10 protein-coding genes and 2 tRNA genes are annotated in these 15,164 nt (G+C 69.6%); 7 read left to right on the top strand and 5 right to left on the bottom strand.

Features of this window, described 5'->3' with window-relative positions; translation table 11 throughout:
- The first annotated feature begins 743 nt into the window (after nt 1–743).
- From HKD39_RS12405 to HKD39_RS12395, 3 genes are all read left to right on the top strand, one after another.
- Nucleotides 744–817 (top strand) — tRNA-Ile (locus tag HKD39_RS12405).
- Between the two features lie 31 nt (nt 818–848).
- Entirely contained in the window at nt 849–1,016 is a 168-nt protein-coding gene (locus tag HKD39_RS12400; protein WP_246232622.1) for a DLW-39 family protein, read from the top strand.
- A 22-nt stretch (nt 1,017–1,038) separates the two neighbouring features.
- Nucleotides 1,039–1,111: transfer RNA gene (locus HKD39_RS12395), tRNA-Ala, on the top strand.
- Between the two features lie 496 nt (nt 1,112–1,607).
- Here HKD39_RS12395 and cutA read toward each other — a convergent pair.
- A complete protein-coding gene (cutA, locus tag HKD39_RS12390) occupies nt 1,608–2,114 on the bottom strand; it encodes a divalent-cation tolerance protein CutA (protein ID WP_171200173.1) in 507 nt (168 codons plus the stop codon).
- A gap of 453 nt (nt 2,115–2,567) precedes the next feature.
- On the opposite strand from cutA, the gene HKD39_RS12385 reads away from it, so the two are divergent.
- On the top strand, nt 2,568–4,964 hold the full coding sequence (locus HKD39_RS12385) for an Hsp70 family protein (protein ID WP_171200172.1): 2,397 nt from the start codon (nt 2,568–2,570) through the stop codon (nt 4,962–4,964).
- Between the two features lie 202 nt (nt 4,965–5,166).
- Here the strand turns inward: HKD39_RS12385 and HKD39_RS12380 are convergent, their stop codons facing one another.
- From HKD39_RS12380 to HKD39_RS12370, 3 genes are all read right to left on the bottom strand, one after another.
- Entirely contained in the window at nt 5,167–5,433 is a 267-nt protein-coding gene (locus HKD39_RS12380) for a hypothetical protein (protein WP_171200171.1), read from the bottom strand.
- A 9-nt stretch (nt 5,434–5,442) separates the two neighbouring features.
- The gene (locus tag HKD39_RS12375) at nt 5,443–5,811 is read right to left on the bottom strand and encodes a GNAT family N-acetyltransferase (protein ID WP_171200170.1); all 369 of its coding nucleotides are present in this window, start codon (nt 5,809–5,811) and stop codon (nt 5,443–5,445) included.
- A 75-nt stretch (nt 5,812–5,886) separates the two neighbouring features.
- On the bottom strand, nt 5,887–6,906 hold the full coding sequence (locus HKD39_RS12370; RefSeq protein WP_171200169.1) for a pirin family protein: 1,020 nt from the start codon (nt 6,904–6,906) through the stop codon (nt 5,887–5,889).
- Between the two features lie 360 nt (nt 6,907–7,266).
- On the opposite strand from HKD39_RS12370, the gene HKD39_RS12365 reads away from it, so the two are divergent.
- A complete protein-coding gene (locus HKD39_RS12365; protein WP_171200168.1) occupies nt 7,267–10,632 on the top strand; it encodes a family 78 glycoside hydrolase catalytic domain in 3,366 nt (1,121 codons plus the stop codon).
- 213 nt (nt 10,633–10,845) lie between these two features.
- On the opposite strand, the gene HKD39_RS12360 is transcribed toward HKD39_RS12365, so the two are convergent.
- Nucleotides 10,846–11,367: an ArsR family transcriptional regulator gene (locus tag HKD39_RS12360; protein WP_212754495.1), complete on the bottom strand. Its 522-nt coding sequence runs from the start codon at nt 11,365–11,367 to the stop codon at nt 10,846–10,848.
- 230 nt (nt 11,368–11,597) lie between these two features.
- Between HKD39_RS12360 and HKD39_RS12355 the strand changes: the two genes are divergently transcribed.
- Together HKD39_RS12355 and HKD39_RS12350 are read left to right on the top strand one after the other, a co-directional pair.
- The gene (locus tag HKD39_RS12355; protein WP_171200167.1) at nt 11,598–13,040 is read left to right on the top strand and encodes a sigma 54-interacting transcriptional regulator; all 1,443 of its coding nucleotides are present in this window, start codon (nt 11,598–11,600) and stop codon (nt 13,038–13,040) included.
- Nucleotides 13,041–13,043: 3 nt separating this feature from the next.
- A complete protein-coding gene (locus HKD39_RS12350; RefSeq protein ID WP_171200166.1) occupies nt 13,044–15,056 on the top strand; it encodes a vWA domain-containing protein in 2,013 nt (670 codons plus the stop codon).
- Nucleotides 15,057–15,164: the final 108 nt, after the last annotated feature.

Raw genomic sequence — 15,164 nt, 5'->3', positions numbered from 1 at the left:
AGCCGGCTGCACTACCAGCCACCCGCCGAGTACGAACAAGCCCACTACGATCGACTACTGACCGTGCTCCAACCAGAGCCGGCCCACACAACACGACCGGTACCAAACCCGTGACGCTTCAGTCGGCCCGACGTACGAGCCAAAGACTGAGGGATTGACTGGCGGGTACGAGCGCTCGGTGGTGCCGGTGGCGCCTGAGTTGCTGGTGCAGGCCGAGGCCAGCAGCGTGAGGGTGGCGCAGATTCCGGCGACCGCGACCGCGCGGCGTCGTCGAAGTGCCTTGCTGGGTAGCGAGGTCATGAGGCTTTCCGTCCGTCTGTCCGACCTGTCCGATGAGGACAACAGCAGAGTGCCTCATCGTCAACCGGGCGAACCGAGTTGTCCACAGTTGTCACCCGGCCGTGACGCGCCAGCTTCAGGTTGTGGATCGACCGTCCCGCCCGAACAGCCGTGACATGATGTTCGGACAAGTGGGGGTTCTGCTCATTGATGACTAGTCCACTGACCATGGCGGTTGTCCACAGCTTGTGCACAAACCGCAGGCTGGGGGTGTGGATAACCTGTGCACAGTGGTGTGAACGCGCCGCGTGACCAGCGCCGATCGGGCGTGTCGAGATCCCGTCGTCGGCGACTGGTCGGAGCCTGGGTAACTGATTTGGGTCGGCTCCACGGGGTGCGGTACCGTATGTGTACGCGGTGCCGATGGCCCAGCAGGGACATTGAGCGCCGCGATTCGCTGTTGCGGGCCTGTAGCTCAGGCGGTTAGAGCGCTTCCCTGATAAGGAAGAGGTCGGAGGTTCAAGTCCTCCCAGGCCCACTCCCAACGCAGCACCGTCGGAGGGTTGACCATGGGCCTGTTCAAGAAGTTGATCGTGGGAGGCGCGCTCGCCGGCGGCGCCAAGGTTCTCGCCGACAAGCGCAAGAAGCAGGCCGAAGCGGAGGCCAAGCTGTGGGACGAGGCCACCGGCCGCACCACCCCGCCGCCGGCGGCACCAGCCGCACCGGCAGCCAATTGAAATCCCGCGCCGACAGGCGCTCGGGGCCGTAGCTCACCTGGTAGAGCGCCGCCTTTGCAAGGCGGAGGTAAGGGGTTCGAGCCCCCTCGGCTCCACCCAAAGTGTCTTACGGGAACACGCGACATCGGAAGATGTGGAGTGTTCCCGTTTGGCTTCCTTGCCTCCGATCGCCTCGGCGACGATCGTCGCGAAGGGTTCCGCGAGGCACGGGCGTAGCTGCTCGTCTTCTGTGATCTCCAGTCGCGTGTAGAACGCTTGGTTTGCCAGCCGCCTGCTTCCGTCGTCGGAGTGGGTGTAGGCACGGTGAGCGTCGGTCAGCAGTCGCAAGGAGTCGTGGAGGAACGCGCGTCCGGCTGCTTTGACAGGCAAAGAACTTCGGGGCCGCCACCCGATTCGACAAGGGTCTGTTCGGCTGCATGGCCGGCCGTCTCGGCGAAGCGGTCGCCGTCGGCGAAGGGGGTGGTGCGTTGGTGAGCTACTGAGAGTGTTCGGCGCCGCGCAAGTCCTCGGCGCCACGCACAGGCTGCCCGCCGCGCAAGTCCTCGGGACACGCACAACCTTGGCGCCACGCACAAGCTCGGCGCTGCGTGCCTATTGCACGCCGGTCTCGTCGACTATCCACCGCAGGTACGCCGCGGTGCCATCGACGATGGGTGTCGCGACCAGCTCCGGCACGTCGTAGTCGTGCCAGCGCGCCAGGTGCGCCTCGATCGCCGGCAGCAGCGACGCGCGGGTCTTCAGCTCGACCCTCCACTCCTGGTCGGTCTGAACCGTGCCGTCCCAGCGGTACACGCTGGTGATCGGCCCGACGACCTGCGCGCACGCGGCCCACCGCTGCTGGACGATGGCGCTCGCCAGCTCCCGCGCCGCGTCTTCGGTTGCGGTGGTCGTGGTGACGACGATGAGGCTCTCGGCTGCTCTCGCCTGCTCCCGCGCCGCGTCTTCGGTTGCGGTGGTCGTCCTGGCGACGATGGGGCGCTCGGTGGCGTTCGGCGGCGGCGGCGCGGGTTTGGAAGCCCCGACGTCGCTGGGAAAGTGTGTGCTGCCGGGTGCCCGGATGCCGTCGGGTGTGCCCTTGGGGTGAACGCGGTCGTCCATCTTCGCCAGCGTAGGAGGGCAGCTGCGCGCCCTTGGCCAGGGATACGCCGGGGCGCCACCGCCGGCGCCACCCCACCGCCACCGGCTCGTCCGGGTGCTGTCGCGCTCACACCAGGTCGTGCTCACACCAGGGACTGCCTGCGCCGACACTCGTACCAGCTCAGCGCCGAGGACGGCAACCCCCGCCCCACCCAGAGCCGAGCATCTCGCCGCGCAACACCCCACAGCGATGGGTAGTCATGGGTAGTTCAGCCCTACCCGTACCCCTCGCGCGGGCCGGAAAGTGGTCCGCACCCCCAGTGTGGCGGCAGTAGGCTGCAGCCAGGGCCCGGCCCCGGGGGAGCGGGCCCGAAAGTGCCGTCGCAGGTAAGACGCCGGCACCGGCTCAGGAAAGACCGGCACCGGCTCAGGAATGACACGAAGCAAGTCGCAGGCAAGGGGGAGAGGGCTGACATGATCGTGCTGTCGATCGACTTCGGCACCTCGAACACGGTTGCCGTGCTGCGGCGGGACGACGCCGCGCCGTACACGCTGGAGTTCGACGGCTCCAGCCTGCTGCCCTCCGCAGTATTCCTCGCCGACGACGGCACCCTGATTGTCGGCCGTGAAGCGCTGCGCAGTGCCCGGATCGATCCGAGCAGGTTCGAACCCAACCCCAAGCGCCGCATCGACGACGGCGACCTGCTGCTGGGCCACAGCCTGCTCACCGTTGTGGACGTGATCGCCGCGGTGCTGCGCACCGTCAACGAAGAGGCCACACGGCAGACCGGCGGCGTGCCCGTCGACCGGGTGGTGCTGACCCACCCTGCGCAGTGGGCGACCCCGCGGCGCAGCACCCTGCTGGCGGCGGCGCGGCAGGCCGGGCTGTCCCAGATCACGCTGATCGTCGAACCAGTGGCAGCGGCAGCCAGGTTCACCCGCGGCCCCGGCCGGGAGATCGCACCGGGCGGGGCGGTCGCCATCTACGACCTGGGTGCCGGCACCTTCGACGCCGCGGTGGTGGGGCGCTCGAGAGGCGCTGGGCCGCAACAGCTTTCGGTGCTCGCCGAAGACGGCATCCCCGATCTGGGCGGTCTCGATTTCGACGAGCAGTTGAAGGATTTTGCCGGGCGGACCGCCAGGGGCCAGCATCCGGAGGCGTGGGACCGGCTGCTGCACCCCACCGATCCGGCCACCCGGAGGGCCGCGCGCGCTTTCGCCGAAGATGTGCGGGCGTCCAAAGAGACGCTGTCGCGCTACCCGCAAACCGACATCCCGCTGCCGCCGCCGGCCGAAGACGTGCACATCTCCCGTCCGGAGTTCGAGGGTCTGGTGCGGGCCGGCATCCAGCGCACGGTCGCGGTGCTGGACGCCACCATCCGCCGCGCCGGGCTCACCCCCGCCGAACTCTCCGGGATCTACCTTGTCGGCGGATCGTCGCGAATCCCGTTGATTTCCAAGACGATTCAGCAGCAACTCGGGGTCACCCCCACCGCGCTGGACCAGCCGGAATCGGTGGTAGCGCTCGGCGCGTCCGACTCGCCCACCGACGGCGGCACCCGCCGCACCGATCACGGTCCCACCCAGGCCGTCCCCTCTGGGCCGCTGCCGCCACCCGCCGGTGCCTTCCCTGCACGCCCGTCCTCCGACCCCGACGCTGCGGCCGACCAGACCACGATGTTCGTTCCGCCGGCCCGCCCGGCCGCCGGCGCCTGGTCCGAGTTGGACGCCGACGACCACCCGCGCACCCGGCAGGAACCCGCCGCCGGGCCGGCCGCGGGCGCCGCCGGTTTCGCCGGCGGACCGGGGCACGGTGGATCGGGGCACGGTGGATCCGGGCACGGCGGATCTGGGCCGGGCGGAGCTGGGCAGGGCGGCCCGCCTGGCCCACCCAGCGGGCCGGGCCCCGCCGGCGCGCTCGGCGCCTACCCGCACCCGGCCGGGGCGTCCCGCTCCGGCCCGCCGCACCAGGACGGTTCCGGACGCCGCCGCGGCAAGATGGCACTCGCCGTCGGCGGCGCGGCGCTGCTGGTCGCCGGCGTGATCACCGCGGGCGCGCTCTGGGCCAGCAGTACCAACGACAAGCCCAGCAACGCTTCCGGCCCGGTCACCACCACGTCCAGCCAGAACGGATCGAACGGTCAGCGACCGCCGGTGCTGCCAGGGCCGGATGCCAGCGGACCGTCCAGCTCGGAGAATTCCAAGCCTCAGCCGTCAACGCAGCCGCCGCCCTCGACAACGCAGCGCAGCGCGCCGGTCAAGAGCGCGCCGACCGTGTCGTCGTCACGCAGCAATCCCGCGCCGAAGCCGGCCCCCAAGCCGACGCCCAAGCCCAAGCCGACGCCGACCACCACGCGGTCCACCCCGCCGCCTCCGCCGACCACCGAAGTGGTCACCACGGTCGAGGTCACCACCGTCCGGCAAACTCCGGACGAGCCGACGCCTGAGCCCACCACCCAGCAGCAAACCCCTGATCCCACAACGGAAAAAGCCGACCCCACACCCGCCGAGAACGGCCCGCCGCCGGCGGAGGCGGAGAACGGTATCGATCTCGGGGTCAGCGTCCCGATCAGCAGCCCAGGCTGCAGCGGGCAGTATGTGGTGTTCGTCGGCTCGGCGGTGGTGCCCGGCAAGTACGCCGAAGACGTGCAGCGCTTCCTCAACAACTACCCGGATGCCCAGTATCTGCGCACCGACGCCACCTGCAGCAGCTTCAGCCCCGACTACAAGGGCAACCCAATCTATTCGGCCTACTACGGCCCGTACAGCTCCAAGGCCAGCGCCTGCGAGCAGCGCAACTCCCTCGGCGGCGACGCCACCGTCAAGCAGGCCATCGACTCCGGTGAGCCGCTCGAGAACGAAAAGTGTTGAGCCAGAACAGCATTCCCACGCGCGTGCGCGCGGTCATAGCGCCGACCACCGGTCATAGCGCCGACCACCGGGCCCAGCGCTAACCACAGAGCACAGCGCTAACCACCGAGCACAGCATCGACCACCGAGCACAGCGCCGACCGCCGGCCCAGCGGCGGCTACCGGGCCGAGCGGCGGCCGCGACCGGGCGCTCAGGCGCCGGCTACTGAGCTGACGATCCGCTCTGCTGATCCCGCTCCAAGGCGGACTCCCGGCGCCGGGTGGTGACGTCGATGGTGTTGTTCACCCTGTCGAGCAGCGGACGGGCTGGTGCGGCGTCACCGTCGCGTTCCACGGCCTCCAGCAGCTCCTGCTGCCAGGCCTGCAGTGCGGCCAGGTCGCGTTCGTAGCGTTCGGCGTCCTGATGCGGCGCGCGACCGCTGATTTCGTTGACGCCGATCTCAATGACGGACAGGTCGGGGCTGGTCATGCTGGCTCCTCAGGCTTGGCCGACGGCGGCGCGAACCGCTTGCAGCGCTTCGGGTGTCACCGGGTCGAGCACGTCGTCGACCTCGTGGTGCCTGGTGACGTACTTGGCAACGTAGGGACATACCGGGACGATCCGCAGCCCGGCGGCCTTGGTCTCGGCGAGCGCCGTCGACACCAGCACCGCCGCCAACCCCCGACCGGCATAGGCGTCGTCCACCTCGGTGTGGAAGAAGATCCGCCGGCCGTCGGAATCGGTATAGGCGGTCAGCCCGGCCAGCGCGCCGTCGACCAGCACCTCGTAGCGGTGTTCGGCGTCGTTGTGGCGGACTTCCGGCTGTCCCGGCGCCGGGCTCTGCTCTGACGGGTCGGTGTCGGTCATGGCTCCACTATGGCGGGAACCGCGCGCCGGTGCCACCGGGTGCCCGTTGTACCGCCGGTATTGCTGCCCCGCGGGTCAACTGTCGGCACGACGGTTTCGCCGGGAGCGCAGCCGACTGGTCGGCATGTCCGGCGCCGGCAGGGTCGTCTCCCCGGCATCGGGGAACCGGCCGAATCGGCCGACGGTGGTGGGGTCGTGATGCGCGTCCTGCCATTCGCGACGGAACTCGACCACCCCGTCGTGACTGCGACCGATGAAGTTCCACCACATCACGATCTCTTCGGTGAACGGCTCGCCGCCGAGCAGCAGCACCCGCGCTGGCTCAGATCCACTGCGCAGCAACAACTCCGGTCTGCCGGCCGGTTGCACCAGGAGTTCGCCGCGCGCCGCGGTGCTGCCGTTGGCGATCACCGTGCCGTTGGCGATCACCGTGCCGTTGGCTGTCACCGTGCCGGAGTCAACCAGCAGTCCGTGCTCGAAGCCGCGGTTCACCGGCAGCCGCAACGCCGAGTCCGGCGGCAGCCGCAGCTCGGCACCGAGTAGCGGCGTGTACGTCGTCACCGGCGAGCGCTGCCCTGCCAGCTCCCCGACGAACACCAGCACAACGGCGCCGTCCACCGAGACCGGCTGCGGCACAAAGTGTTCAAACCCTGCAGCGGTGAACCGGGCGGCATCCGGCAGTGCCACCCAGAGCTGCACACCGTGCAGCGTGGTGGTGTCGGCGGTGGAGAACTCGGAGTGCGCGATGCCGGCCCCGGCCGTCATCAGGTTCACCTCGCCGGGGCGCATGGCATGCGCGCCGGTGGTGTCGCGGTGCTCGATGACGCCGTCGAACAACCACGACACCGTCTGCAGCCCGGTGTGCGGATGCCCCGGCACCTGCATACCGCCGCTGCGCGCCACGTCGTCCGGCCCGTAGTGATCGACAAAGCACCACGCGCCGACGAACGAGCGTTCCTTGCCCGGCAGCGTCCGGTGGACCGTCATGGCTCGCGGCCCACCCAGCGGCACCTCCCGCGGGACGATCAGCTCGGCATCGCCGGGCCGCTCGGCCACGCCATCCAGCTCCGGTGGCGACACTTCCAGGTTGCTCATCCGATGCCCTCCCTGCGATAGGCGGCTGGACGACGGTCGCCCCGTGCTGTCGAGATCGCCACCAACGGTAGCGCTCCGGGTGCAGTTGCCGGCGGGAGCGCGGCGGCAAGGAGCAGAGCGCAGCGGCAAGGAGCAGCAATCATCACCAGCGCGCATGGCGCGCCATCCGCAGTGCGGCACAAGGCCGGGACGAAAGACCCGCAGCCGCAGCGAATCGGGCATCGGTCGATCTGGTCGATGCGATCGACAGGCCAGCGGTTTCGAAGTGACAGTCGCCGAGCTTCGCTTCGGCCGGAACCATTGTCAGGCCAGCGGGCCCCACCTACGGTCGGTAGCCATCGGTCAGCGAAGGAGCTACCTATGGCAACGATGCCGACACCGTCCGATCAGCCCGGCAGGTCCGGCCTCAACCGCCGCACCGTGATCAGGGGTGGCAGCTTGGCCGTCGGCATGGCCGGCGCGGCTGCGCTGAGCTCCGCGCTGCCGGGCCAGGCGTCGGCGGGATCGGCGCCGGCCGGCACCGCGCTGGCCGCGCCAGCCGCCTCCGGAGCCGCTCCGGTGGTGCAGGGCACCAGCGTCAACTACGCCCCCCAGTTGCTCGGTACCGACACCCGGCGTCCGTTGCTGCACTGGTGGTTGCGTCAGCTGGGAACGGAACCCGACGGCTACCAGGTGCAGGTGGCCAGCGCCGCCGCGCTGCTGCTCCGCGGCAACGCCGACGTCTGGGACTCCGGTCTGGTGAGTGGTGACGCGCTGGACGTCCGGTACGGCGGGCCGGAACTGTTGCCGCGCAAGCGATATCACTGGCGGGTCCGGGCCAGGGCGAATGGTCGCGTCGGGCCGTGGTCGTCGGCGAGCTGGTTCGAAACCGGTTTGTTGGACGATGGCTGGGCCGGCGCGCAGTGGATCGGCAACCAGCCGCCGACCACCGACGACCGCACCCTCGACGGCGCGAACTGGATCTGGACGCCGGGTTCCACCGCCAACGGCGGCCCGTCCGGCACCTATCAACTCCGCGGCGCCCTTGCCGTTCCGGCCGGCACCACCGTCAGCAGCGCCTACCTGGTGTTGACCGCGGACGACTACTACACCGCCTATCTCGACGGGGGGCGGATCCTCAGCTCGCCCAACGTCACCGACGGCTGGCGCACCGCAGAAACCGTCGACGTCACCGAGCAGGCCCGCGCCGCGGTCGGCGGTTCGTTGACGGTGGCGGCCGAGGTCACCAACGGCACCGGCGCCAGCATCAACCCCGGCGGGCTGTTGGGCAAGCTGGTGATCCGCACAGCGGACGGCGAGCTGCAGCTGCTCACCGACGGAACCTGGCGGATCACCCAGAACGCCCCGACCGGTTGGCAGCAACCAGGTTTCGACGATGCCGGCTGGGCAGCGGCGCAGCCGCTCGCACCGTACGGGCAGGGACCGTGGGGATCATCGGTGCGCATCGAACTGCCCGCCAAGCCCGCCCCGCTGCTCCGCAAGAACTTCACGACCAGCGCCGGCAAGCAGGTGTCCGCCGCGCGGCTGTACCTCGCCGCCGGCGGCTACGCCGTGTGCTGGATCAACGGAAAGCGGGTGGGCGACCACGTTCTCGACCCGGGGTTCACCGCCTACAACCAGACGGTCCAGTACGTGGTGCACGACGTCACCGCGCTGATCTCGGCCGGTACCAACAGCATCGGTGCCGAGGTGGGGCGCGGATTCTTCGGGCTCGTCACCCCGCCCAACGCCTGGAACTGGGACCGTGCCGTCTGGCACGGCGAACCACGGCTGCTCGCCCGCCTTGTGATCGAGTACCGAGACGGCAGCAGCACCAGCGTGGTCACCGATCCGACCTGGCGGATCAGCGACGGTCCGGTGGTGTTCGAGAGCATGTACGCGGGCGAGACCTTCGACGCTCGGCTGCAGCCGAAGGGTTGGCGCGACAAGGCTTTCGACGATGCCGATTGGTCGAACGCCACCGCCCTCGACCCGCCCGCCGGTGCGCTGGTGGCGCAGGAGTGCCAGCCGATCAGGGTGATCCAGACCGTGCCGGCGCAGGCCATCCGCTCGCCGAAACCGGGGGTGTGGGTGGTCGACTTCGGCCGCACCGTCGCCGGCTGGACCCGGCTCCGCATGACGCTGCCGCGCGGTACCGAGGTATCGGTGGTGCACGGGGAAACCCTCGCGTCCGACGGAACCGTGGTGGCGCGCAACGGCAATGCGGCGGGGCGCTGCCAGCAGAGCAGCTTCATCGCCGCAGGCACCGGCGACGTGGAGGAGTGGGAACCGCAGTTCACCTACTACGGCTTCCGGTACGCCCAACTGACCGGGCTGCCGGCCGGACAGGCGCCGACAGCGCAGAACATCGCGCTGCGGGTGGTGTACTCGGCCGTCGACGACGCCGGCAGGTTCAGCGCCGACGACGAGCTGTACCAGCGGCTGGAAGCCATGATGCGGCGCACCATTCACAACAACCTGCACGCGCTGCCGACCGACACCCCGATGTACGAGAAGAACGGGTGGACCGGCGACGCACAGGTCGGCGCGCCCACCATGGCGCAACAGCTGGCGATGCCCCGGCTGTTCACCAAGTGGCTGGCCGATCTGGCCGACAGCCAGGTCGATTCCGGGCAACTCCCGGTGATCGTGCCCAGCGGCGGTTGGGGCTACCGCGAACTGGCGCCGGCCCCGGAGTGGACAACGGTGTACCCGTTCCTGCTGCGTGAGATGCACCGGTGGTACGGCGATACCGCACTGCTGCAACAGCATCTGCCGGTGGTGACCCGCTACCTGGATTGGGAGTTGGGCCGGCTGCAGAACGGGCTGGCGGTGACGGCGCTCGGTGACTACCTCTCGCCGGGTACCGGCGGCAACCCGCCGGAGGACACCCGCCTCACCGCCACCGCGTACCTCAACAGGGCGCTGCGTTACACCGCAGAGTCCGCCGAGATTGCCGGTCTTGACGGCGCCGATGCCCTCGCCGCGCGGTACCGTGCTGCCGCGGAAGCGTTGCGCACCAGGCTGAACGAGGAGTTCCTGGATCGAGCTGCCGGCCACTACCGCACCAGCAAGGACCCCGGCTACCGGCAGACCAACAACGTGATTCCGTTGGCGTTCGACCTGGCGCCGGACGAGTTCATCACCCCGGTGTTCGAGTCGCTGGTTGCCGACATCACCGCCCGCGGCAACCACCTCAACACCGGATGCCTTGGCACCAGCGAACTTCTGCCGGTGCTGACCCGATTCGGCCGGGCCGACCTGGCGGCCGCGGTTGCTCGCCAGCGCAGCTACCCGAGCTGGGGCTACTGGGTCGACAACGGCGCAGACACCATGTGGGAGTTCTGGCAGCTGCCCGGACGCTCCCGCGACCACTACTTCCAGGGCACCGTTGTGCAGTGGCTGTTGCAGAACGTCGCAGGGCTGCGTCCGCTGGACGACGGCTGGCGCCGCTTCCGGGTGCGGCCGGACGCCAGGGTCGGGCTGAGCAACGCCGAACACGCGCTGACCACGGTGCGCGGCGAGGTGGCCGCGTCCTGGCGGCAGCAGGGTGCGCGACTGACCCTGCGGGTGACGGTGCCGCTGGGCTGCACCGCCGAGGTGCACGTGCCGGCCGCCGCGCTCGCCGATGTGCAGGCCACCTCTGAACTCCCGGCCACCCACAGCGCTCCGGTGCTGCGCGGCGGCTTCGTGGTGAGCACCGTCAGCGGCGGCCGCTGGACCTTCACCTCAACCTCCGCCGCCTGACGGCGACCGTAGATGACGCACCCGCCAGTGACGGCACCGCGTCGGTTCGTCCGACGCAGCGCGCCAACGGTTGCTCATCAGGCCCGGTGTCAATATTCAGCGCGGCTCGCTCCAGCAACAACTCGACGTGTGACGAGTTGGCCGGTATTGGCTCCAAGTGATTGACGCGCAGTAACTCCAGCACGGTGGCGCGGCCCTGTCCCCACTGATCAATCAGTAACCGATCGGTTCATCGCTCTCCTTGAGGTCGACGGCTGGGCCGGCCGCGATGGACGAGAGGAACGGGTCAGAGTCCCTGGCCGCCCAGGTGTCCGGCGATACGGTGACGTAGTTGACCTCGCGACAAAGTCTTTCCTCGACGCCGGTCAATGCATCATGCAGGGTCTCCGGGTCAGGATCGCCAACTATCAACACGTCGATGTCGTGAGGCGGTGGCCCCGTCTTTCCCGCGGACCGTGCGGCCCAGGAACCGTAGATCAGGGCACGTTCAATTCCCTCCACGTCGGCGAGAGCGGATGTGAGGAGTGCACTCGGACCGAACACAATCGTCAGCAATTGCCGCAGTGGCGGGTAGGCGGGGTTGGCCCGGTTCGCCGATACCAACCGAATGCGGCCAACCCACCGATCAACCAATATTTCCGCTTCGACCAGACGCGCTGTCTCCCGATGAACCGTCGGCTGCGGAGCGCCGAGGACACGCGCCAGAGCCGACACCCCGATCTCGTCGTCCGTCAACAGCAGCCGACTGAGGAGCTTGGCCTGCAGCTCCGAACGGAACAGCGGGAGCAGCGCTGGTGCCTTAGTCCTCATATGACGAATAGTATCATTCGCCAAACGAGTACAGTTTGGTCAGCCGGGGGCTGGTCTTCGGCGATCCGAGCACTCCAGATCCCGCGCTCAGCGCTCGGCATAACCGGCCGACGTGATCTTCCCGCCTGCCGCCCCGCGCTCGTACGCTGGGTGAAGTGACCACACCGAGCACCCAAGGCTCCGCCGGCGCCGAGCCCGGCCATGCCAGCCAGCCGCCGTCGCTGACCACCGTCGGCGAGCTGCGCGAAGCCGGCTACAGCTACCGTCCGGTCAAGGCCGAACTGCGCGAGAATCTGCTGCACCGGCTGCGCGCCGGCGAGCCGAGTCTGCCCGGCCTGCAAGGCTTTTCCGACACCGTTGTGCCCGCCGTCGAACGGGCCATTCTGGCCGGGCACGACCTGGTGCTGCTGGGCGAGCGCGGCCAGGGCAAGACCAGGTTGATGCGCACCCTCGCCGGGCTGTTGGACGAGTGGACGCCGGCGTTGGCCGGCACCGAACTTGCCGAACACCCGTTCGCGCCGATCACCGCGACCGCCCAGCGCATTCTGGCCGAGCGCGGTGACGCCGCGCCGATTCGATGGGTGCACCGCAGCCGCCGGTACACCGAGAAGCTGGCCACTCCGGACACCAGCGTCGGCGATCTGATCGGCGATGTCGACCCCACCAAGCTCGCCCAGGGCCTTTCGCTCGGCGACCCGGAGACCGTGCACTACGGGCTGTTGCCCCGCGCGCATCGCGGCATCTTCGGGATCAACGAGCTCCCCGATCTGGCCGAGCGCATCCAGGTCGGGCTGTTCAACGTGTTGGAGGAACGCGACATCCAGATCCGCGGGTACAACCTCGCGCTGCCGCTCGACCTGCTGGTGGTGGCATCGGCGAACCCGGAGGACTACACCAACCGCGGGCGCATCATCACCCCGCTGAAGGATCGTTTCGGCGCCGAGATCCGCACCCACTATCCCCTCGACACCGAGGCCGAAGTGGCGGTGTTGCAACAGGAAGCGGAGCTGGCAGCCGACGTTCCCGATCACCTGCTGCAGGTGATCGCTACGTTGGTCGGGTTGCTCCGCGAGTCGAGCTCGATCGACCAGCGCTCCGGCGTGTCCGCCCGGTTCGGGGTATCCGCCGCCGAAGAGCTCGCGGCCGCGGCGCTCCGCCGTGCGGCGCTCACCGGGGAAGACGTTGCGGTGGCGCGGATCGGCGATCTGGCCGGTGTGCTGGGAGTGTTGCGCGGCAAGCTCGAGTTCGAGATGGGCGAGCAGGATCGCGAGGACGAGGTGCTTGCGCACCTGCTGCGCCGCGCCACCGCCGCCGTGTTCGCCGATCAGCTGCGCGGGCTCGATCTTGCCGGGTTCGCCGCGGTGTTCGCCGACGGCGCCACCGTCGAGACCGGAAACCTGGTCACCGCAAAGGATCTGCTCGACCAGTTCGGGACCGTGCCCGGCCTGGCCGGGGTGCTGCAGGCGCTGCAGATCGATGAGGACTCGGTGACGCCCGGGCAGGTCGCGGCGGCCGTCGAGTTCGTGCTCGAGGGCATGTACCTGACCAGACGGCTGTCCAAGGACAGCGTCGACGGCAGCACCATCTACGGGAGCTGAGCGATGGCTCGCCCTCCCGGTCGGTACCGGTACGGCAGTTTCACCGGCGGCGACGACCCGCTGGCGCCGCCGTTCGACGTCGCCGCCGCTGTCGACCAGCTCGGCGAGCGGGTGCTGAACGGTTCGTCCGTGCGGGACGCCCTGCGTGAGGTGTTGCGCCGCGGCACCGAAGACCGCCAAGGGCTGGACGAGCTGCGCCGACAGATCAGCAAGCGCCGCCGCGAGTTGCGCCGCAGCGGCCAGCTCTCCGGTGCGCTGGATACCGCGCGGGCCGTGCTCGACCAGGCACTCGCCGCCGAGCGGGATGCGTTGCGGCAGCAGGACTCCGACGACGCCGCGCTCGCCCAGCTCACCCTCGATGCGCTACCGGACGATGTGCCAGGTGCGATGCGCGCGTTGACCGACTATCAGTGGCAGTCGCCGCAGGCTCGGGAGCTGTACCAGTCGATCACCAGCACCCTGCGTGACGAGGTGCTGCAGCGGCAGTTCGCCGGGATGAAGCAGGCGCTGCAGGGCGGCAGCCCCGAGGGGCTGGAGCGCATGCAAAACATGCTGGCTGACTTGAACAACCTGCTCGCCAAGCACGCCCGCCGGGAGGACGTTGGCAGCGACTTCGCCGAGTTCATGGACAAGCACGGCGAGTTCTTCCCGGAGAACCCGCGCAACGTCGACGAGTTGGTTGACGCACTGGCCAAACGCCAGGCGGACACCCAGCGCCTGATGGCGTCGCTGACCCCCGAACAACGGGCCGAGCTCAGCGAACTGATCGAGCAGGCGCTCGCCGATGTCGACCTGGCGTCGCAAATGGCCCAGCTCAGCGACAACCTCACCGCCCTGCGCCCCGGCATGATGCAACCTGGCGGCGAACGGGTATCCGGCGAGCAGGGCCTCGGCTACGGCGACGCGGTCGGCGTTGTCTCCGATCTTGCCGATCTCGCCGAGCTGGAAAACCAACTGGCACAGGACTATCCGGGCGCCACCCTGGACGACGTCGACGTCGACGCGCTGGCCAGGCAGCTCTCGCCGGCCGCCGCCAGCGATGTGCGCCGGCTGCAGGAGCTGGAGCGGCAACTGCAGCGTCAGGGTTACCTGCGCCGCAACGGCCAGGAGCTGACGCTGTCGCCGAAAGCCTTGCGGCGCTTGGGCGAGAGCGCGTTGCGGCACATCTTCACCGACCTGGGCGCCAGCGGTCAGGGCGCGCACGACGATCGGCGCAGCGGCAACGCCGGCGAGCCCACCGGGGCATATCTGCCGTGGGAGGTGGGATCCGATCGACCCATCGATGCCGTCCGGAGCGTGCAGAACGCGGTGCAGCGCAACGCTTCCGCGCGCGGCGACGACGACTCGGCGGGCACCGGCGGAGCAGCGGTGACGTCCGGCACGGTGACGTTGGAGCCGGACGATCTGGTCGCCGCCGAGACCGAGCGCCGCACCACAGCGGCGGTGGCGCTGTGTGTCGACCTGTCGTTCTCGATGGTGTTGGGCGATCGCTGGGCGCCGATGAAGCGCACCGCGCTGGCGTTGGCGCATCTGATCGGCACCCGATTCCGGTCGGATGCGTTGCAGATCATCGGGTTCGACCGCACCGCCAGGGTGATGAGCATTGACGAACTGGCCACCGCGGAACCGGACTGGGTGAAGGGCACCAACCTGCAGCACGCCCTGATGTTGGCGTCCAGGCACCTGCGCCGGCACCCCAACGCCGAGCCGGTCGTTTTGGTGGTGACCGACGGTGAGCCCACCGCGCACCTTGAACCCGACGGCGCGGCGGTCTTCGACTACCCGCCGCTGCCGCAGACCATCAGGGTCACCGTCGCGGAAGCCGACGCGGTGGCCCGCCTCGGCGCCACCGTCAACATCTTCCGGCTCGGCGACGACCCCGGGCTGGCCAGGTTCACCGATGCGCTGGCCCGCCGCGTCGCCGGCCGGGTCTTCGCCCCCGAGCCGACCCGGCTGGGCGAGTACGTGGTGAGCGACTACCTGCGCAGCCGCTCCGGGACTCGCCGGGCGGGCTGACTCCGCGCGGGCCGCGCAGGCCCCGCCGGTAGCCGCGCCGGTCCCGCCGGTCGCCCGCGGCCGGTGACGTCACGGCCAGGGCGTCCCGACACCCGTCACCGGGCGCGG

The organism is Nakamurella aerolata, assembly GCF_013002705.1.
In the GTDB taxonomy this organism is placed as follows: domain Bacteria; phylum Actinomycetota; class Actinomycetes; order Mycobacteriales; family Nakamurellaceae; genus Nakamurella; species Nakamurella aerolata.
Note: the sequence above shows the minus strand (reverse complement) of the source record. Positions and strands in the feature narration are given on the sequence as shown.

Excerpts from the sequence above, each read along its gene's own strand:
- HKD39_RS12400 (WP_246232622.1), top strand. The coding sequence starts at position 849 with ATGGGCCTGTTCAAGAAGTTGATCGTGGGAGGCGCGCTCGCCGGCGGC.
- cutA (WP_171200173.1), bottom strand. The coding sequence starts at position 2,114 with ATGGACGACCGCGTTCACCCCAAGGGCACACCCGACGGCATCCGGGCA.
- HKD39_RS12385 (WP_171200172.1), top strand. The coding sequence starts at position 2,568 with ATGATCGTGCTGTCGATCGACTTCGGCACCTCGAACACGGTTGCCGTG.
- HKD39_RS12380 (WP_171200171.1), bottom strand. The coding sequence starts at position 5,433 with ATGACCAGCCCCGACCTGTCCGTCATTGAGATCGGCGTCAACGAAATC.
- HKD39_RS12375 (WP_171200170.1), bottom strand. The coding sequence starts at position 5,811 with ATGACCGACACCGACCCGTCAGAGCAGAGCCCGGCGCCGGGACAGCCG.
- HKD39_RS12370 (WP_171200169.1), bottom strand. The coding sequence starts at position 6,906 with ATGAGCAACCTGGAAGTGTCGCCACCGGAGCTGGATGGCGTGGCCGAG.
- HKD39_RS12365 (WP_171200168.1), top strand. The coding sequence starts at position 7,267 with ATGGCAACGATGCCGACACCGTCCGATCAGCCCGGCAGGTCCGGCCTC.
- HKD39_RS12350 (WP_171200166.1), top strand. The coding sequence starts at position 13,044 with ATGGCTCGCCCTCCCGGTCGGTACCGGTACGGCAGTTTCACCGGCGGC.